This window comes from Formosa bonchosmolovskayae (assembly GCF_051016085.1).
Lineage (GTDB): Bacteria > Bacteroidota > Bacteroidia > Flavobacteriales > Flavobacteriaceae > Formosa.
Genome location: NZ_CP174605.1, coordinates 1339217 through 1358248, shown reverse-complemented (window position 1 = coordinate 1358248; position 19032 = coordinate 1339217). Strand labels below are relative to the sequence as shown.

General features: G+C 34.6%; 17 protein-coding genes. 4 read left to right on the top strand and 13 right to left on the bottom strand.

All coding sequences use genetic code 11. The annotated features are described in order from the left end of the window. Window positions 1–50: 50 nt before the first annotated feature. The 9 genes from ACKC83_RS05670 to ACKC83_RS05630 all read right to left on the bottom strand — a co-directional run bounded on the left by ACKC83_RS05670 (window position 51) and on the right by ACKC83_RS05630 (window position 9557). Window positions 51–350, bottom strand: coding sequence for a hypothetical protein (locus ACKC83_RS05670; RefSeq protein WP_414035742.1), 300 nt, complete (start codon window positions 348–350; stop codon window positions 51–53). A gap of 44 nt (window positions 351–394) precedes the next feature. After that, the gene (locus ACKC83_RS05665; RefSeq protein ID WP_414035743.1) at window positions 395–1144 is read right to left on the bottom strand and encodes a tetratricopeptide repeat protein; all 750 of its coding nucleotides are present in this window, start codon (window positions 1142–1144) and stop codon (window positions 395–397) included. A 1-nt stretch (window position 1145) separates the two neighbouring features. Beyond that, window positions 1146–2918 carry a BatD family protein gene (locus ACKC83_RS05660; RefSeq protein WP_434037330.1) on the bottom strand — a complete coding sequence of 591 codons (1773 nt, stop codon included), beginning with the start codon at window positions 2916–2918 and terminating at the stop codon, window positions 1146–1148. A 24-nt stretch (window positions 2919–2942) separates the two neighbouring features. Continuing rightward, complete coding sequence (locus tag ACKC83_RS05655; protein ID WP_434037329.1) at window positions 2943–3875, bottom strand: tetratricopeptide repeat protein; 933 nt, start codon at window positions 3873–3875, stop codon at window positions 2943–2945. After that, window positions 3872–4909 (bottom strand): vWA domain-containing protein, encoded by a 1038-nt coding sequence (locus tag ACKC83_RS05650; protein ID WP_434037328.1) that lies wholly within the window; start codon window positions 4907–4909, stop codon window positions 3872–3874. The genes ACKC83_RS05655 and ACKC83_RS05650 overlap by 4 nt, the downstream gene beginning before the upstream one ends. 3 nt (window positions 4910–4912) lie before the next feature. Further along, window positions 4913–5917 (bottom strand): vWA domain-containing protein, encoded by a 1005-nt coding sequence (locus ACKC83_RS05645; RefSeq protein WP_434037327.1) that lies wholly within the window; start codon window positions 5915–5917, stop codon window positions 4913–4915. Next, window positions 5917–7602 carry a hypothetical protein gene (locus ACKC83_RS05640; RefSeq protein ID WP_434037326.1) on the bottom strand — a complete coding sequence of 562 codons (1686 nt, stop codon included), beginning with the start codon at window positions 7600–7602 and terminating at the stop codon, window positions 5917–5919. Before ACKC83_RS05640 ends, ACKC83_RS05645 begins: the two co-directional genes overlap by 1 nt. A gap of 16 nt (window positions 7603–7618) precedes the next feature. Beyond that, the gene (locus ACKC83_RS05635) at window positions 7619–8482 is read right to left on the bottom strand and encodes a DUF58 domain-containing protein (protein WP_434037325.1); all 864 of its coding nucleotides are present in this window, start codon (window positions 8480–8482) and stop codon (window positions 7619–7621) included. A gap of 73 nt (window positions 8483–8555) precedes the next feature. Then, a complete protein-coding gene (locus ACKC83_RS05630; protein ID WP_414035750.1) occupies window positions 8556–9557 on the bottom strand; it encodes an AAA family ATPase in 1002 nt (333 codons plus the stop codon). A 241-nt stretch (window positions 9558–9798) separates the two neighbouring features. Here ACKC83_RS05630 and ACKC83_RS05625 point away from each other — a divergent pair, with 241 nt between their 5' ends. Together ACKC83_RS05625 and ACKC83_RS05620 are read left to right on the top strand one after the other, a co-directional pair. Beyond that, the gene (locus ACKC83_RS05625) at window positions 9799–10551 is read left to right on the top strand and encodes an SDR family NAD(P)-dependent oxidoreductase (protein ID WP_434037324.1); all 753 of its coding nucleotides are present in this window, start codon (window positions 9799–9801) and stop codon (window positions 10549–10551) included. A 1-nt stretch (window position 10552) separates the two neighbouring features. Further along, window positions 10553–11686, top strand: a complete 1134-nt coding sequence (locus ACKC83_RS05620) for an ATP-binding protein (RefSeq protein WP_414035752.1) — start codon at window positions 10553–10555, stop codon at window positions 11684–11686. A gap of 82 nt (window positions 11687–11768) precedes the next feature. On the opposite strand, the gene amaB is transcribed toward ACKC83_RS05620, so the two are convergent. The 4 genes from amaB to ACKC83_RS05600 form a co-directional block, all read right to left on the bottom strand. Continuing rightward, a complete protein-coding gene (amaB, locus tag ACKC83_RS05615) occupies window positions 11769–13325 on the bottom strand; it encodes an L-piperidine-6-carboxylate dehydrogenase (protein ID WP_434037323.1) in 1557 nt (518 codons plus the stop codon). Between the two features lie 176 nt (window positions 13326–13501). Beyond that, window positions 13502–14053, bottom strand: a complete 552-nt coding sequence (locus ACKC83_RS05610; RefSeq protein WP_434037322.1) for a YciI family protein — start codon at window positions 14051–14053, stop codon at window positions 13502–13504. Continuing rightward, entirely contained in the window at window positions 14053–14523 is a 471-nt protein-coding gene (locus ACKC83_RS05605) for a CYTH domain-containing protein (RefSeq protein ID WP_414035755.1), read from the bottom strand. The genes ACKC83_RS05610 and ACKC83_RS05605 overlap by 1 nt, the downstream gene beginning before the upstream one ends. Beyond that, window positions 14504–15181 (bottom strand): NAD(P)H-binding protein, encoded by a 678-nt coding sequence (locus ACKC83_RS05600; RefSeq protein WP_434037321.1) that lies wholly within the window; start codon window positions 15179–15181, stop codon window positions 14504–14506. Before ACKC83_RS05600 ends, ACKC83_RS05605 begins: the two co-directional genes overlap by 20 nt. Before the next feature lie 91 nt (window positions 15182–15272). On the opposite strand from ACKC83_RS05600, the gene dinB reads away from it, so the two are divergent. Together dinB and ACKC83_RS05590 are read left to right on the top strand one after the other, a co-directional pair. Further along, entirely contained in the window at window positions 15273–16373 is a 1101-nt protein-coding gene (gene dinB, locus ACKC83_RS05595; RefSeq protein WP_434037764.1) for a DNA polymerase IV, read from the top strand. Between the two features lie 226 nt (window positions 16374–16599). Then, a complete protein-coding gene (locus ACKC83_RS05590) occupies window positions 16600–19026 on the top strand; it encodes a TonB-dependent receptor (protein ID WP_434037320.1) in 2427 nt (808 codons plus the stop codon). Window positions 19027–19032 lie beyond the last annotated feature (6 nt).

The window sequence follows — 19032 nt, the reverse complement described above, 5'->3', positions numbered from 1 at the left end:
TTAAAATAAATATGCAGTCTAACAACTAAAGGTCAGACTGTTAAAACGTATTATATTATGTGTACTTCTGGGGGTGGGGAAAAATTATCTAATTCGAATTGAGAATTTATATTAAGATAAAAACTACATGTATTATCATGGTCTGAGTAACCAATTAAATCGTTTAAAGCTGGATGTGATTTTAATTCTAATTCATAAAGTTTTACCGTTTCCTTACTATTCTCTTCTTCGGCTATATTGTAAAACATCGATACATCTACATCTTTATCCAATACAGATATGATTGTTGGTGCCGAAACTAGCATCGCAAAAATCATAGTAAATAATATAGAGATAAAGGTTTTAGGCATATACTTTATTAATGAATACAAATTCTAAATATCGGCTAATATAGTTATAAGACTTTAATATCCGCACTAGAAATCCAACCAGTTTTTCCGTCGGACAATTTTATTTTTTTCCAATTATTAACAGTATCTAACACTTGTACCTTGGTACCTTCGTGTAATTTAAAGGCTTCCTGACTACTTAAATTAGGTTCGTTATTCACTTGACTTTCCTGAACGAAAATAATTGCAGGATTATCCTTCTTCATTAAATTAAATTCATGAAATGCAAAAAACAAAGTTAAAAAACCTAGGCATAACACGACTATTCCGCTGGAAAAAGCAGCACGTTTACTGTTTGTATATTCTGAAAACGAATAGCTTATAAATAAAATTACAAAAAGAATAAACAACACTACTGTTGTAATGGCCCAACCGTCGAAACTTAAAACATTGGTAATACTATTAAACAGTTTTGCAATACCAACCTCCGGAACGACATCTATGGCATCTATAGTCATATTTCTAGCGTAAGCAATATTATTCTTAATATCCTTATCGTTTGGTGCTAACTGCAGTGCCTTTTCGAAGTAATATATACTTGGCCCTACATGATTTAGTTTATAGTGCGCATTTCCAATATTAAAAAACAATTCACTAGAGTGATACCCGCTATCTAAAATAGCCTGATATTTATCTATCGCCTCGGCATATTTCCCTTCGTTATAAAGCGTATTACCTTGCTCGAAGAGTGCATTATCTTGAGCAAAAGTTAAACTGCTTAACAAAACCATTATTAGGTATAAAATTGATTTCATCTTAACGTATTTGTTTATCAATTAATGAAATGGCACTTGCGGCCTTATCATAATCCTGTTGCATGGTAACTTTAGTAGATGGCGTATAACGAGCCAACTCACAACTTTCTAATATAGAGGTAAACTGTAAAATAACAGATTGTTCTACACCCTTATCCTGTAACAAGGCCTGTATTTTATCTTTACTTAAATCTCCAGTTTCAATATTTAATTTAGCTTTTAAGTAATTATGAAGAGCTTTTTCTAACGCTACATAAAAGGCTTCTTTTTGACCTAGTGCTTTTTTAGCCGCGCCAAGATATTTCTTCGCCAGCTTATCTGCTTTTCGTATTCTATTTCCAGTAACATCGGCATCTCTAACCGCTTTTTGTCTTCTAAAAACCAAGGCTAACGGTATCATTAAAAAGGGAACTAATAATGACGTCCAGAATAATTTAGATTTAAAGAAGTACGATTTTTCAGCAGGTTCTAAATCCGTTTTTGTTTTAATAAACGCAAAGTGATCTTTATTTAGAACCACAGGTTGCTTACCATCATTTATAGCAGATGGATGTGTTTCGGCAACTGTATTATTTGGTCCTTGAGTTACATCTACCACAATTTCTTCTGATGAAATACGCTTGTACGATTCTGTCTTAAGATCGAAATAAGAAAAGGAAATACTAGGTATTGGATACTTTCCTTTAAACTGAGGCACTACCGTATAACTATCAGAAACACGCCCTTGCATACCGCCTAAATTCGTTCTTACATTTTCGCTATGTTCTGGTTCGTAAACCTCTAAAGAACTCGGCAAGTTAACCTTTGGTAATTCAAATAATTTTAAGTTTCCGTTTCCTGAAACCTCAACATTTAAATTTAAAGATTCCGATGCTTTTAATTCGGTTTTAGACGTTATTACTTTAAAATCGTAATCCCCTACTGCACCTGTAAAATCGTCTGGTCTGCCTGCTTCAGGAAGTTGTTTTACGTTTATTGTACGCTCTCCTGCAGAAACTGTTTTATGAACTTGCGTCATTAAACGACCTCCAAAAATATCTCGTCTGTTTGTAGGCACATCTACTGTAATGTCTAAACTTAAAGGTTCAATTTTAAGTTTTCCTGTTTTTTGCGGATATAATACTGTTTTACGCAACTCTACATAACGGTAATCTTCGCCCTTGTAGGTTCCGTTCTTAACTTGTAAACCTTTGATATCTATATTCTGACTCCAGAAATCGCTATACTTCGGATTATCTATTTCTCGCCAATTACTAACTCCGGTATTAGGAGATACATATAATTTGTATACCACAGTAATGGCTTCATTTAAATATGGATTTGCCTTTGAAACCTCTGCAACCAAATGAATATTTTCTGAAGCTACATAATCGGCATTATTACCATCTCGCGGTTTACTAACTGCAGAAGTAACCGTAATTTTTACTGGTGAGGTTTTATACACTTCGCCACCAATTTCGATAGTAGCTTGACTTAATGTAAATGTTCCCTGACTTTTTGGTGCTAAAAAATAAGAATACGTTTTAGAAAATTGAGACACTCCATTAACCCACGATTTACTCACCGATTGATTTGGACCACCCACAACATTGAAATTGGAAAAGCTTGGCGGATTAAAATTATCGCCATCCTTATTCATTTCAAAATCGACGCGTAAACGTTCATTTATACCCAATTTTGTCTTACTTACTTTAGCCTCAAACTTAACCTGTGCAAAGGTTACGCTGGAGATAAGTAAAACTAAAATTGCAACTATTTGTTTAATACTTTTCATTTTTAAATATATTCTCAAAACAAATTACCAATCCTTATCGGTTTGAATACGTTCTCCTTTTTGCTTTTCAGCATTCATCTTTTCCTGAACTTTTTGTTCTTGATTGTTCATCGCTTCTAACAAGTTTTTAATTTGTTGTGGCGACATTTGCCCTTGCTGAGGCTTTGGCTGTTGGGGTTGCTCTTTTTTGTCTTGATCCCCTTGCCCTTCATCTTGCTTATCATCTTTAGGCTTTCCATCTTCATTTTCTTCTTGGTCGCCTTCATCTTTATCCTGATCTCCCTCGTCTTTCTTATCCTGATCCTTATTGTCTCCTTCGTCCTGTTTATCTTGATCTTTTTGATCGTCCTGATCCTTGTTCTGGTCTTCGTTCTGATCTTGATCGTCCTGATTCTGATCTTTATTATCTTCTTGATCGTCTTCGTTATTTTCGTTTTGCTCTTCCTGCTCTTTTGCACACTCTTTAGCTAAACCAAAATTGTAACGTGTCTCTTCGTCTGAAGGATCGTTTCTCAAGGCATTTTTATAAGCCTCGACAGCTTCCTTACACTGCTTATTCTGCATTAATATATTTCCGATATTATGGTATGCCTTATGTTTTTCACCCCGATCGGTAGCTTTACTTGCCGCTTGCTGTAAACGAAATAAAGACTCTTCTAGATTTCCCTTTTTAAAATAAGTTGTTCCCAGATTATATATTCCTGAAACATTAGATTCCTCTTCAGAAATGGCTTTTCTATATTCCATTTCAGCCGCGATATAATCCTCTTCTTGAATTTTTTCATTGCCTTCAAAAACAAAATTATTTGCTAATCTTTTAGCTTCAATAAGCGCTTCATTATCATCTTGCCCTACAGACGACAATGTAAAAAATGCGATAAAAATTAATACAATAGGTTTCATAATAACTTTTCCTGAATTACCGAATATTAACACTTTTTCAACTTTTTCTATCATAAGTTTTCGTTAAATAAGTTCAATTTCTTTAACCAGCCTGTCTTACGGTTTAGTAAGAAAATATCTAAAAACAACAATAAAATTGCAAGCGCAATAAACCACTGAAATTGAGATTTAAAATCGGCGATTTGTTTCGCTTCAAACTCGGTTTTGTCCATGCCGTTTAAGATATCTCGGATCTCATCTACAACAACACTTGTTTGTCTACCATTTATATAAACCCCATTGGCTTCACTTGCAATATTTTTAAGTGTTTCCTCATTTAAACGCGTAATTACCGTCTCGCCATTGCTATCCTTTTTATAATTCATAACAACGCCATTTCGTTTAATAGGAATTGGTCCACCTTTTACATCTCCCACACCAATAGTAAAGATTCTAATCCCCTCTTCGGCGGCTTCTTCGGCCACTTTAGCAGCAACTTCACTATGGTCTTCACCATCCGAAATAATAATTAATACACGATTAGTTTGCTCGGCATCGTCGTAATACGTTTTAGCCAGATTTATCGCTTCGTTAATGGCTGTACCTTGAGAAGACATCATATCTGTATTCATATTCTGAAGGAACATTTTTGCCGAAGCATAATCTGTAGTAATAGGTAATTGCGGAAATGCTTTTCCTGCATAGGCAATAATTCCTACACGGTCGCTCGCTAAATTATTTATTATTTGGGTTACCAATTGCTTGGCTTTTTCTATTCTATTAGGCGCAATATCTTCGGCCAACATACTCTTAGAGACGTCTACAGCAAAAACAATATCTACCCCTTCTCGCTTTACAGTTTCTAACTTAGTCCCCACCTTAGGATTTACCAAAGCCATAACTAAAGACGCAAAAACAAGACATATTATTACGAGTTTTAAAACCGATTTAAACACCGAACGATTCGGACTTAAACGTTTTAGCAATGCCTTATCGGCAAACTTTTTCTGAGTGTGGCGTTTCCATAATTGAAGCATCAAATAGATGACAATAATCACCGGAATGACGCACAATGCCCAAAACCATATTTTTTCTTCTAATTGAAACATCTATTATATAAAACTTTTAAATAAGGTAGATCGTAATAAAATTTCAAGCAATAATAACATACCAGCCAACAATAATAACGGACGGTATTTTTCTTCGTAATTATAAAACTTGAATTCTTCTACATCTGTTTTTTCTAATTTATTAATCTCTTTGTAAATCTCTTCTAGTTTCTGATTATCGGTAGCTCTAAAATATTTACCACCAGTAACCGTGGCAATTTCTTCTAAAAGCGCCTCGTCTATCTCGACCTGAACACGACCATATTGAAAACTTCCATTTGGCAAAATGCCAATTGGCGACAATGCCATCCCGTTAGATCCCAATCCGATGGTGTACGTTTTGATACCAAACTCTACCGCCATTTCACTAGCGATTTTAGGATCTATAAACCCTGAATTATTAACCCCATCGGTAAGTAAAATTATCACTTTACTTTTGGCTTTACTGTCTTTTAATCTATTTACAGACGTGGCTAACCCCATTCCAATTGCGGTTCCTCCTTCAATAATATTATTATATTTAATATCGTTTAAAGATCTAATAACAATGCCTTTATCGCTAGTAATAGGTGTTCTTGTAAAACTTTCTCCGGCGTATTCTACCAGACCTATTCTATCATTAGGGCGTTCTTTAATAAAATCTGCGGCGACGTCTTTTAAAGCCTCCAACCTGTTTGGCTTTAAATCTTTCGCCAACATACTCGCCGAAACATCTATGGCCATAACAATATCGATACCTTTTGTAGTTTTTGTACGCGATGACACATCTACAGTTCTCGGTCTAGCCAAAGCTGTAATGAGCAACCCTAAGGCTAGTAATCGCAATGCAAAAAGAAGATGCCTTAACTTAGGCAACCAAGAATTGGTTACTTTAAACCCTTTAATGCTCGACATTTTTAGTTCGGCATTTTGCTTATTCTGCTTAAATACATACCACAGTATAGCCAGTGGTAGTAATAATAACAACCAGAATAATTCTTTGTTTAAAAACTCTATACCCTCAAACATTATTCTGCTTTATTTAGTTCTACGGAATTTACAATACGATCTGCCATTTCTTGAGCATAAACGTCGTCGTTTTTCCATGTAATTATAATTTCTTGTAACACATTTTCCGATGCAAAGTGAAGCATAACATAGTGTCCTGGCACGTAATTATCTGAATTGCCAACAGGAATATGCCCGTTTCCAAAAGTTTTTAAACCTTCTGCACCATTAGGTGTTGTAAACTTATCTTGTTTAACAGTGATATCTGTAACCTTATTTAACTCGAATTGTTTTAAAGCTTTTTCCGAAGCTTCTTTTATATCTATAGTGCCCGTTTTTTGCTGTGCTTGTTGTCCGCCCTGTTGTGGTCCAGGATTTTCTGCTGCTGTTTTTAGGGTGGTAACATTTACACTAAACACATCTAAAAGTGTACCGTAACCAAACTTTGTAACTTGAATCTTATCTTTTAACTCGTCCGGCACCGGGCTTTCTAATCGTTTTAATACTTCTGGTGTAGAAATATTAACAGGAGGCATACCATAAGCACTTCTTACCCACTGCCCTTCTAGCAACTCTTTAGTATCGTGGCGTAGTAGCGTATCTTTAGTATAATTAAAACCATACTTAACCGCGAATCCTGTAAAAATTAAAGCAATTAATCCGATTCCTGCGACAACAGAAATTATAATTTTCTTGCGCTTCTTTTTACGGGCTTGTTCCTCCTTATATTGCTGATTTAATAATTTCTCTTCTTCGTCCGGTTCAGGAAGCACTTCCTTTACATGATCGATTTCTGCTTCGATAGTTTGCTTATCAAAAGCCGCCAACTCTATATCTGGGGCAGATTTTGCAAACTTTACTAAATCGGCACGTTTTAAAATGCTTTCAATATTTTTAATAGTCTCCTTACTAAAATCAATTTGATTCCCTTCTTTTAGTAATTGTAAGCGACTTATTAATTGGTCTGTTGTACTTTCTAATGCTTTATCGTAAACTTTTTCATCTAAATACTTACGAAGCACTAAAGTTAACTCAGAATAATATTCTTTAATTTCTGATTGCTCTAAAAACTGACTATCGTCTAATTTTTGAAGGGCTAATTTTGCACGTTCGTAAGGTGGTAAAAGTGCAATTTCCTCTTCTTCGGTAAGCGGTTTTTTTCGCCATAAGAACCAATACAAAATGAATCCTAAAATAATTAAACCAACTAAAATGTATAGCGGCAATCGCCACCAATTATTATTCATTTTTTCAACCTCTATAAAAGGCTTAACATCGTAAAGACCTTGCTTTGTCGAGTCTACTACAATATCCCTGATTTCAACCTGTAAAGAATCGGTTTGAAATGTTTTATCGCCTATAACCACCTTCTGACTCGGAATGGTATAATGTCCGGAATCGAATTGGGTTAAACCATATTTCTTGATTAAATTAAATTTATCATCTATTTTAACGGTATCTACAGGATAGGAATAAATCATTTCTAAAGGCGTAAATGACTGCCCTTCCATAAACAAAACTAAGTCTGTAGAATCGGTTTCAACTTCAATTTTATACGTTATTTGAGCTCCTACTTTTACAGAAGTAGAATCTATACCTGAAGTTATATTTTGAGCATACGAATAGCTCGAGAATAGACTGAATACAAGAAGTAAACAAAGGCTATTCTTAAAATGATGCAATAATGGGAATTTAATGATTTTCATAAGTTATTAAAGATTATCATCTGCGTTTAAAATAGCCAAGTAATTTTTTTACATAACTTTCGTCTACACGACAATCTATAGATCCAGCTCCAGATTTTGCGAAACTGTCTTTATAATAGTTTACTTTATCTTGATAATATTTACTGTAATTCGCTCTCACTGTTTTAGACGATGTATTAACCAACATAAGCTCGCCAGTTTCCTCGTCTTGCATTTGTACCATTCCTAAATTAGGAATGCTTTCTTCACTTTTATCGTACACTCGAATTCCAGTGACATCGTGACGTTTCGCCGCGATTTTAAGGGTTTGCTTATAATCCTCTGAAATGAAATCGGACAGCACAAAAACAATGGCTCGTTTTTTTGTTACACTAGACAAAAACTTAAAGGCTTCGGCAACATTTGTTTGCTTACTTTTTGGCTTAAATTCGATAAGTTCACGAATAATACGCAATACATGAGAACGACTTTTTTTAGGCGGAATGTAAAGCTCGATAGTATCTGAAAACAGGACTAAACCAATTTTATCGTTATTTTGCGTTGCAGAAAAGGCCAATGTGGCAGCGATTTCGGTAACCACTTCATTTTTAAACAACTGCTCTGTACCAAACATTTCGGAACCCGAAACGTCTACCATAAGCATCATTGTTAATTCACGCTCTTCTTCAAACACTTTTATATAAGGCTCGTTGTAACGCGCAGTAACATTCCAGTCTATATTTCTAACATCGTCTCCAATTTGATATTGACGCACTTCACTAAAAGTCATACCACGACCTTTGAAGGTAGAATGATATTCCCCACCAAAAATATGATTAGACAAGCGACGTGTCTTAATCTCAATTTTTCGTACTTTTTTAAGTAATTCTTTAGTATCCATTCTTTAATTTACGATTGTGGATTTTCGATTTATAAAATCAAAAACCGTAATTCTTCATTCTTAAATTAAAATACTATGGCACTTCTATTTCGTTTACAATCTTAGTTATAATATCTTCCGAAGACACATCTTCTGCTTCTGCTTCGTAAGTAATTCCTATTCTATGGCGTAACACATCGTAAACAACAGCACGTACATCTTCTGGAATAACATAACCACGACGCTTAATAAAAGCATAACATTTAGCAGCGGTTGCAAGGTTAATACTTCCACGAGGCGACGCTCCAAAAGAAATTAAAGGTTTTAAATCTGCTAATCTGTATTTTTCTGGGTAACGTGTTGCAAAAATAATATCAAGAATATATTTCTCAATTTTTTCGTCCATATACACTTCACGAACAGCTTCTTGAGCTCTTAAAATTTGCGCTACAGAAACTACAGGATTTACTTTTTCGTAAGTCCCTCTTAGATTGGCACGAACAATAAGTTGTTCTTCATCTAATTTAGGATAATCGATAACGGTTTTCAACATAAAACGATCGACTTGCGCTTCTGGTAACGGATACGTTCCTTCTTGCTCTACCGGGTTTTGTGTTGCCATTACTAAAAATGGCTTATCTAAAATAAAGGTTTCATCTCCAATGGTCACTTGCTTTTCTTGCATCGCCTCTAATAAAGCAGATTGTACTTTTGCAGGTGCTCTGTTAATCTCATCGGCTAGTACAAAGTTTGCGAAAATTGGTCCTTTTTTAATCGAAAAATCGTTTTCTTTAATGTTATAAATTAAAGTACCAACAACATCGGCAGGCAGTAAATCTGGAGTAAATTGTATACGACTAAAACTACCATCGATAGCTTTAGACAAGGTATTAATAGCAAGTGTTTTCGCTAATCCAGGAACCCCTTCTAAAAGAATATGTCCTTGACCTAATAACCCGATAAGCAAACGTTCTACCATGTGTTTTTGTCCAACGATTACCTTATTCATTTCTAACGTAAGTAAATCTACAAAAGCACTTTCTCTTTCTATCTTTTCATTGATAGATTTAATATCAACCGTACTGGTACTATCCATATTTTTTGTTTTAAAAACTAAATTTTAGTCAGTAATTTAATGACACGCAAATTGTTAAAATTTTCCGTGTTTCGCTGTTAATAATTGGTTAAAAATTAAACATTATACAATAATTAAGATTTTAGATGACAAAAACTAATCTTCTTGATTTTAAATATTGCTATTTACACAAAAAACAACTCTAACCTTATTTTTATTAAAGTCGTTTAAGTATTTTTATAGTTGAATTATAACACCAAAAATGAAGACTAAAATAGCATTAATTACTGGGGCAACAAGCGGTATAGGAAGATCTACTGCCCATGAATTTGCCAAACATCATATAAAATTAATATTGTGTGGCAGGAGACAAGACCGTTTAGACATTATAAAAAAGGCATTAGAAAAAGACACCGATGTGCACACTTTAAATTTTGATGTTAGAGATAAGAAGGCAACCATTGAAGCCATTAATTCTTTACCTGAAGAGTTTGCAGACATTGACATCTTAATAAACAATGCGGGAAATGCTCATGGTTTAGATCCTATTGAAACTGGAGACACAGAAGACTGGGACGCGATGATGGATATAAACGTAAAAGGCCTGCTTTATGTTAGCAATGCGATTATACCGAAAATGACAGCACGTAAGTCGGGACATATTATAAACATAGGATCGTCTGCAGGAAAAGAAGTATACCCTAAAGGGAATGTATATTGCGCAAGTAAACACGCCGTTTTAGCCATTACAGAAGGCATGCGCATAGACTTAAACCCGTATGGTATAAAAGTAGGTGCTGTAAACCCTGGTTTGGTAGAAACCGAATTTTCTAAAGTCCGCTTTAAAGGCGACCCCATCGCCAATTCGGTTTACAAAGGTTTTCAAGCTTTACAGCCACAAGATATTGCAGAAATCATATACTTTGTAATTAGCAGACCATACCATGTTAACATCGCAGATTTACTGGTTTTCCCTACTGCTCAAGCCAATTCAACCATTGTAAAAAAAGAATAAAATGATTAACAAGCGCCTTCTTATTAAAAACCTATTAGCACATAATGATGAAAATAGTTTTTACGATAAAAAGCGCAAAATTAATATTAGTGAAAAAGAAGGGAAAGCAAAGTTTTTAAAACATGTTTGTGCCTTATCTAACAGCAACCCCAAGAACAATTCTTTTATTGTTATTGGGGTTGAAGATGATGATAATGAAATTATTGGTGTCGATTTTTTCGACGACAGTAAAATTCAGAATTTAATAAACGCTTATCTTACTAATCCGCCTATTGTACAATACGAGAATATTCCATTTCCGCACTTACCCAATCATAAGGTTGTTGGACTCGTAACCATTCGTCCGAATAACGGTATTACATCGCTTCGTAAGAATATATGGAAATATTATGGTGGTGCCGTCTTTTTTAGAGATGGCAGTATAAGTATGCCGAAGGCTTTCGACATAGAGCTAAAAGATGTAAATTCTAAAATTGTTGAAGCGATAGAAAATCATGCTCAAAACAATATAGAATACACCTTAAATGGGGTTTTCGATTTTATGAATTCTAGAAAAGACTATCATCCAGAATACCTCGTATTTAAAGAATATTTTGTGGTGTGTTGGGCCGGGCAACGTAAAACTGTAAAAAATAATACGTATTATTCTAGAGTTGACATCGAACTTATAAACGAACAAGTTAGGTTGTTTTTTTCGACTTTAGACGAAGTCTCTATTACCATTACAGAAGACTCTTTTAGTATTATTGAATATGTGCATTTGGGACTTCAAAATTCCTACAATTACTACCCGTTAGAAGAAACAGTAATCCGTTTTAAAGATAATGCAAGCTACCATATAGACACAAAATTATTGTTCGATCCGCCACAATATAATCCCAAAGTCTTGCATCATATTTACAATACCAATAATAGCATACTTAATAAATTAAAGAAAGGATTAGCTCTTAATTCAGTAGAACAAGACGATATTAAAAACCTTCCTGCAACCTACTTATTAAGTTATTTAAATAATTTCCCCGAAGCTCTTCTTAAACTGGAAGAAGCAAAACCTTACCTTAAATCTTACAGTTCTGAAGTTTACCTTTTGTACAAGGAAACCATGCGGATATTAAGAAAAGTAAAATATAACTAACATTCATACTCACCTTTACACTTTAGACAATATAACATATTTACCACATAAACTTAGTTATTACAGGGTATACGTGTGCATGCTACAATTCGAATTTTATGCCCTGGGCTAAAGGTAAGTTTGTGGTATAATTTATAGTGTTTGTTTGTCTGCGCATATACACTTTCCAAGCATCAGAACCTGATTCTCGACCGCCACCAGTTTCTTTTTCACCTCCAAAAGCGCCTCCAATTTCCGCTCCCGAAGTTCCGATATTTACATTAGCAATTCCACAATCCGAACCGTTTACAGATAAGAATAACTCGGCCTCTCTTAAATTATTTGTCATTATTGCCGAAGACAAACCTTGAGCCACGTTATTCTGTATATGTACAGCATTTTCTACATCGCCCGAATATTTCAATAGATATAATATAGGCGCAAACGTTTCGTGTTGTACAATACTGTATTCTGGTTTCACTTCTGCGATAGCAGGCTTAACATAACAGCCACTTTTATAACTTTCCCCCTCCAGTACACCGCCTTCTACAAGCATTTTACCACCTTGCTTTTCAACTTCGACTAAGGCATTTTTGTACGTTTTTACTGCATCTAGATCAATAAGTGGTCCTACGTGATTCGTTTCGTCTAACGGATTTCCAATTTTTAATTGACTGTATGCTTTAACCAAAGCCTCTTTAACCTCATTGTACATACTATCGTGAATAATTAATCGGCGTGTCGAGGTACACCTTTGTCCGCACGTACCAACTGCTCCAAAGACTGCTCCAATAATTGTCATTTTTACATCGGCATCTGGTGTTACGATAATCGCATTATTACCACCCAATTCTAAAAGTGATTTACCTAAACGTGCTGCCACATCTTGAGCCACAATTTTTCCCATTCTGGTTGAACCGGTTGCCGAAATTAAAGGCACTCGCGTGTCTTTTGTTAGCAAACTACCTACTTGCTGATCTCCATTAACCAAGTTAGAGATACCGTCTGGCAAATTATTTGCATGAAAAACTTCTGTTGCAATATTTTGGCAAGCGATACCGGTTAACGGTGTTTTCTCGCTTGGCTTCCAAATACAAACATCCCCACACACCCATGCCAAGGCTACATTCCACGCCCAAACGGCAACTGGAAAATTAAATGCAGAAATAACTCCAACAATACCTAAAGGATGATATTGCTCGTACATACGGTGTCCTGGACGTTCGGAGTGCATGGTTAAACCATAAAGTTGCCTAGAGAGTCCGACAGCAAAATCGCAAATGTCTATCATTTCCTGAACCTCACCCAAGCCTTCCTGATAACTCTTCCCCATTTCGTAAGACACAAGCAGTCCAAGAGCTTCTTTTTTCTCCCGTAATTTATCTCCAAACTGACGTACAATTTCACCACGTAATGGTGCAGGCATATTTCGCCAAGTCTTAAAAGCGACCTGAGCTGTTTCGACTACTTTCTCGTAATCATCTTTGGTAGTAATGAATACCGAACCAATAAGCTCGCCATCGACAGGAGAGTAACTTTCAATGCGTTCTGTACTACTAGAAAAGGAACTTGAACCGGTAGACGTTCCTTTATTTACATCTTTTATTCCTAGTGTTGTTAAGACCTCTTTAATTCCGAATGTATCTGAAACTGATTCCATATTTTTCGATTTTACAATTTAAACTACTCGTTATCACTAATATAACAATTTTAAACGGCTTTAAATCGGTTTGGAATTACAAATAGTCACGAGAACAATACGCATATCTAAATCACATTGAATATAGATCAGGTCTCATTTATTTCTATCTAAAGAAAGGACTATTAAAAATAAATTTAACGTAGCTCGAATCCTTTTGCGGCCCACCACGGACGCACTTCAATTTCTAAACGACCAGCTTTAACCATAGGATCTGCATTTGCTAAACTATCTGCCATTTTAAGCGTTGGCACATTGTAAATGGTAACACCTCTTACATTACCCTGATCTCCGAACATACCAGAAATATCTGTATATCCTAATTTATACAATCTGCTAAAATACGCCATATGTGCTTCCTGAAGCTCTTGAGCCTCTTCTTCGTTCTGAATTCTTATCGCTCCAGATTTTAAGAAGGCCATAAAATACTTTTGCATTAAAATAGTGTCTTTAGTTTCCTCATCGACAAAATCGTAAGTCTCGAAACCTTTAGCCGCCAATGTCGCTTTAATTTCAGCATAACTTTTAGGTGCAGGAACTACCTGCTCCAACATCTTTAAACTATCTATTTTAGAAGATGTTTCTATTGTATCAACAGGATTAATGCTTGTATTTAGTGGTTCTTGTTTTGTCTGGTCTTTACAGCTTACCATAACGATAACGCTTAATATTACAATAAGATATTTCATTATTTCCAAGTTTTATACGGTTGTTTGCTAAGTTGTGAATTATAATATTTAACCTCTCCAGTAACTTCTTTACCTAGCCAAAGTGGTTTAGAGATAATCTCTGTAGGATGACTCAATTCTATTTCTGCTACGACCAATCCGGCATTATCACCAAAAAATTCATCGACTTCAAAAACATGCTGATTCATTCTAACTTCATAACGAATTTTATCAATTACACCATCTTCACATAATTTTAAAAGCGCTTCGGCATCGGATTTATCGATAGATTTCTCCCATTCGAAACGTTCTAAACCATCTTTAGTAGACTGTCCTTTTACCGTTAAAAACCCTTCGTTTCCTTTTAAACGGACACGAACAGTACGCGCTTTATCTGTATTTAAAAACCCTTGAATTATTTTAGTTTGCTTAAAAGCTTCAGATTTAAAAACATCAGATTCTACTAAAAATTTACGCTCTATTTCTATCATATTTAATTGCTATCTCTTTTATTTTTTCGGAAGGAATACACTGCAACTCATAAGTATTTTCTGCTAACCACAGCATTGCCGTTGCTATTGTTTTAGACTGTATAGGCTTATATCTTTTAAGCTTACCCACAAATAACGGAGCAGTTATTCCCATAATTATTTTACCTATATATTCTCCCAATCTAAATTCTGCTCTGCCTCCTGTAATTAGCGAAGGTTGAAGTATATACGTATTTTCAATGTTTAAAGATAATACAACAGCCTGCATTTCCCCTTTAGTTCGGTTATAAAAAACGTTACTTGTTGCATCTGCACCCAAGGCAGAAATACATATAAACCGATTTATATTATTTTGAACACACAATGTCGCTGCAGCTACAGGAATTCCATAATCTACCTTATGATATTTTGCTTTATCTGGAGTTTTAGATTTTGTGGTTCCAATACAACAAAACACAACATCGCCTCTAAATAATGTTTTATAACTATCTAAATCGAACAAATCGATAAGATATTCTGTAATTTTAGCATGCTGTATGCCACAAGTCGATCTACTAAAAAGTACAATACGACTGTAATAACTATTATTTAGCAGTGATTTCACTAAATGACTACCAGTTAAACCCGTTGCCCCTAATACAATAGCTGTTTTCCCCATAAGTTTAATTTTACTGTTATAAAGTTATTTAAATTTGTGTTATAGTATACGAAACACATTGCAAAAAACCATAGTATTACTGTACTAAATGATGGAGTCAAATTTTCCGATAAGAAAAATAATACATGTCGATATGGATGCCTTTTACGCATCTGTAGAACAAATGGATTTTCCTGAACTTAAAGGTAAGGCAATTGCCGTTGGCGGCAGTGAAAAACGTGGTGTTGTTAGCGCTGCAAGTTACGAAGCCAGAACTTTTGGTGTAAAAAGTGCTATGAGTGGCATACAAGCTAAGCGTAATTGTCCCGAATTGATTTTTGTAAAACCTCGGTTTGATCGTTACAAGGAAATATCTAAGCAGATTAGAAAGATATTTTTCGACTATACCGATTTGGTTGAACCCCTATCTCTAGACGAAGCGTATCTAGATGTTACCATTAATAAAAAAGGAAACCCGAGTGCCTCACTAATAGCCGAAGAAATTAGGAGTCGTATTTTAAAAGAAGTTGGGTTAACCGCTTCTGCTGGGATCTCAATTAACAAGTTTATAGCTAAAGTGGCTAGCGATTACAACAAGCCCAACGGACAAAAAACAGTAAATCCAGAAGATGTTTTACCGTTTCTTGAAGATTTAGATATTAGAAAATTTTATGGCGTTGGAAAGGTAACTGCCGAAAAAATGTATCAACTAGGTATTTATACCGGGAAAGATCTTAAATTAAAATCTATAGACTATTTAGAATCACATTTTGGAAAATCTGGTTCCTATTACTATCACGTTGTACGCGGTATCCACAATAGCGAGGTTAAACCTAACAGGATTAGAAAATCGCTCGCTGCCGAACGCACATTTAGCGAAAATTTATCTAGTGAAATATTTATGCTAGAAAAATTAAAACACATCTCTGAGGAAGTTTCAAAACGATTAAAAACCAACAAAGTCGCTGGAAAAACCGTAACCTTAAAAATTAAATACAGCGATTTTACATTACAAACCAGAAGTAAATCTCTACATTATTTTATAAGTGATGCCGACTTAATTATGGACACTGTAAAATCGTTACTTATACAGGAAGAATTAACCAATTCTGTGCGTTTATTAGGTATATCGATTTCCAATTTAAACACAGAAAAACCTGGTAAAAAAAGCGAAGACAAAAGTATAAGCATGCAATTACAGTTTCGGTTTTAATTCGTGTTCAGATTCCCTTCACATTCATACATTTAGAGTTAAAGCGATATCTTTAAATTAACAATTATCATTCATCACCACTTTACATTGCACAATTAGCAATTTAGAATCATTTTAATTAAAAAAAATACACCAAACATACAGAGAATTAAAAATATCCTCAATTCTATTATTTTTATTTGTACTAAGTCTAAATAAAGTTAATTTTGCCTTAAATTTTAGACTAATGACCTATAAAAAGGGCCACCTTACCATTTTTCTTATATTATTAAGTTGTATTGCTTTTGCACAGCAAGGCACTTTAAAAGGGAATGTTATTTTCGATAATAACGAACCTGTATTAGGCGCACATATAGTTTTAACAGGAAACAATCTTACTAAAGAAACTTCGACAGGTATTGATGGTGACTATAGCTTTAAGAATATTCCATTTGGGACATATAGTATCCAAATGAACTCACTAAATGCCAATTCACTTACTATAGAGGTCGTTCATAATTCTTCTAAAGACATTCACAATACGGTTATAAAATTTTCTGAATACCAAGATTTAGAAGAAATTTTAGTAAAATCTAAAACCACTAAAGAGAAGATTGAAGACGAAGGGTTTGCTGTTAACGTTATAGAAACAAAAGAGACTGGTTTGAGAAATGTTCAAACTAACGAATTACTAAGAACAAGTGCAGGTGTAAATATCCGCCAAAACGGAGGATTAGGATCAGATGTTCAATACAGCTTAAATGGATTGTCCGGAAGTGCTGTTCGTATTTTTATAGACGGTATACCTATTTCGGTTTATGGTTCTTCATTTAGTTTAAATAGTATTCCGCCGTCCATGATTAAACGAATTGAAGTTTTTAAAGGTGTCGTTCCTGGGTATTTAGCAGACGATGCACTGGGTGGAGCCATAAACATTGTACTTCATAAAGGCGCTAAAAACAATTTAAACGCATCTATTTCATATGGTTCGTTTAATACCTTACAGACAAGCCTTAATGGTTTATATCGTTTTGACAAGTCTGGATTTACAGTAAAGGCATCTGGTTTTTATAACAGTTCGGATAACGATTATAAAGTTTCAGGCAGAAGTGTTGTGGTTACTGGTTTAGGTGGTGTACAAACACCAATAACGGCTAGACGATTTAATGACGCCTACGAATCTGTTGGAGGAATGGCTCAAATTGGATTTACCGATGTAAAATGGGCAGATCAATTCTTTATTGGTTTAACAGGATCAGACGATTATAAAGAAGTGCAACATGGTGCTTTTATGACTATTACACCTTATAAAGACAGGTTTTTAGAGTCTGATGCTACACTTGGAAGTTTAACCTACCAAAAGAGAGATTTATTTACCAAAGGGTTAGATGTAAATGTACATGGTGTTTACGGAACTAGAAACCGAGTGGTTAACGATACTATGCCTTGGGCGTATAGTTGGGCGGGCGAAAGAGCTATCGATTATAAAGGAGACGAATACAAATATACTTGGCTATCGCAACAAGAAGGCGGTCCGACATTAGCAACAATTAAAAGAAATGTAGCCTCGATTAGATCTGGAATTTCTTATGAAATAAACGATAACCACAAAATTTTGCTTAATCATGTTTACAGTGGTATAGACCGAGAAGACAGTGACGAAATGAAATCGCTTCTAGAAAACACATTTGTTGGTACTAGAGATTTAAATAAAAATATAGTTTCCGTAACCTACGAATTAAACGCATTTGATGACAGACTAAAATCGAATGTATTTTGGAAATATTATCAACAAAAAACGGTTAACATCGATCCTGATTTAGGAACCGATTCTAATGGAAATCAGCAAATTGTTGAGGAAATTACAGAAAGTAATAATAAAGATAACGGTTATGGTTTTGCTTTGTCCTATGAAGTTATTCCACACATTTCAATATTAGCTTCAGCAGAAAAGGCTATTCGTTTACCTGATGAAACTGAAGTATTTGGTAACGACGGAGATAATGTGGTAGCTAATCCAAGCATTCAGCCTGAAAAAAGTAAGAACTATAATTTAGGATTCAGATACGGAAATTATACCATTAAAAAACATGATTTTAGTGTGTCTACTAATTTTTTCATTAGAGACATGACAGATCGTATTGGCTTACCTATTGAAACCTCTTTAAATGTAGACGACGAAACCATTTTATATGTTAATCAAGGGAATGCAAAATCTAAAGGAATCGATGTACAATTAGATTATACTTTCAATAATAATTTCGGATTCAACTTTAACGTGTCACATTTCGACTTAACAACGACTACAGATCGTGGAACAAAAATAGATATTCCTAACACACCATTCTTTACTATGAATGGTAGCCTACGTTATTCGTTTAAAGATTTAATTCAGAAAAAATCACAATTAAATCTGTATTACACCATGTATTTCACAGATGAGTTTTCATACCTAACACCTCTGGGGTCTAATGTAGTTGGAGACGATTTCTTTAAAGTACCACAACAATTAGCACAAGATTTTGGAGCGAGCTATGCGTTCCCAAACAGAAAACTTGTGATGAGTTTCGATATAAAAAACATATTCGACGAAGCGGTTTACGATAACTTATCTGTTCAAAAACCTGGACGTGCATTTTACTTAAAACTTAATTATACAATCAATAAATTTTAATACTAA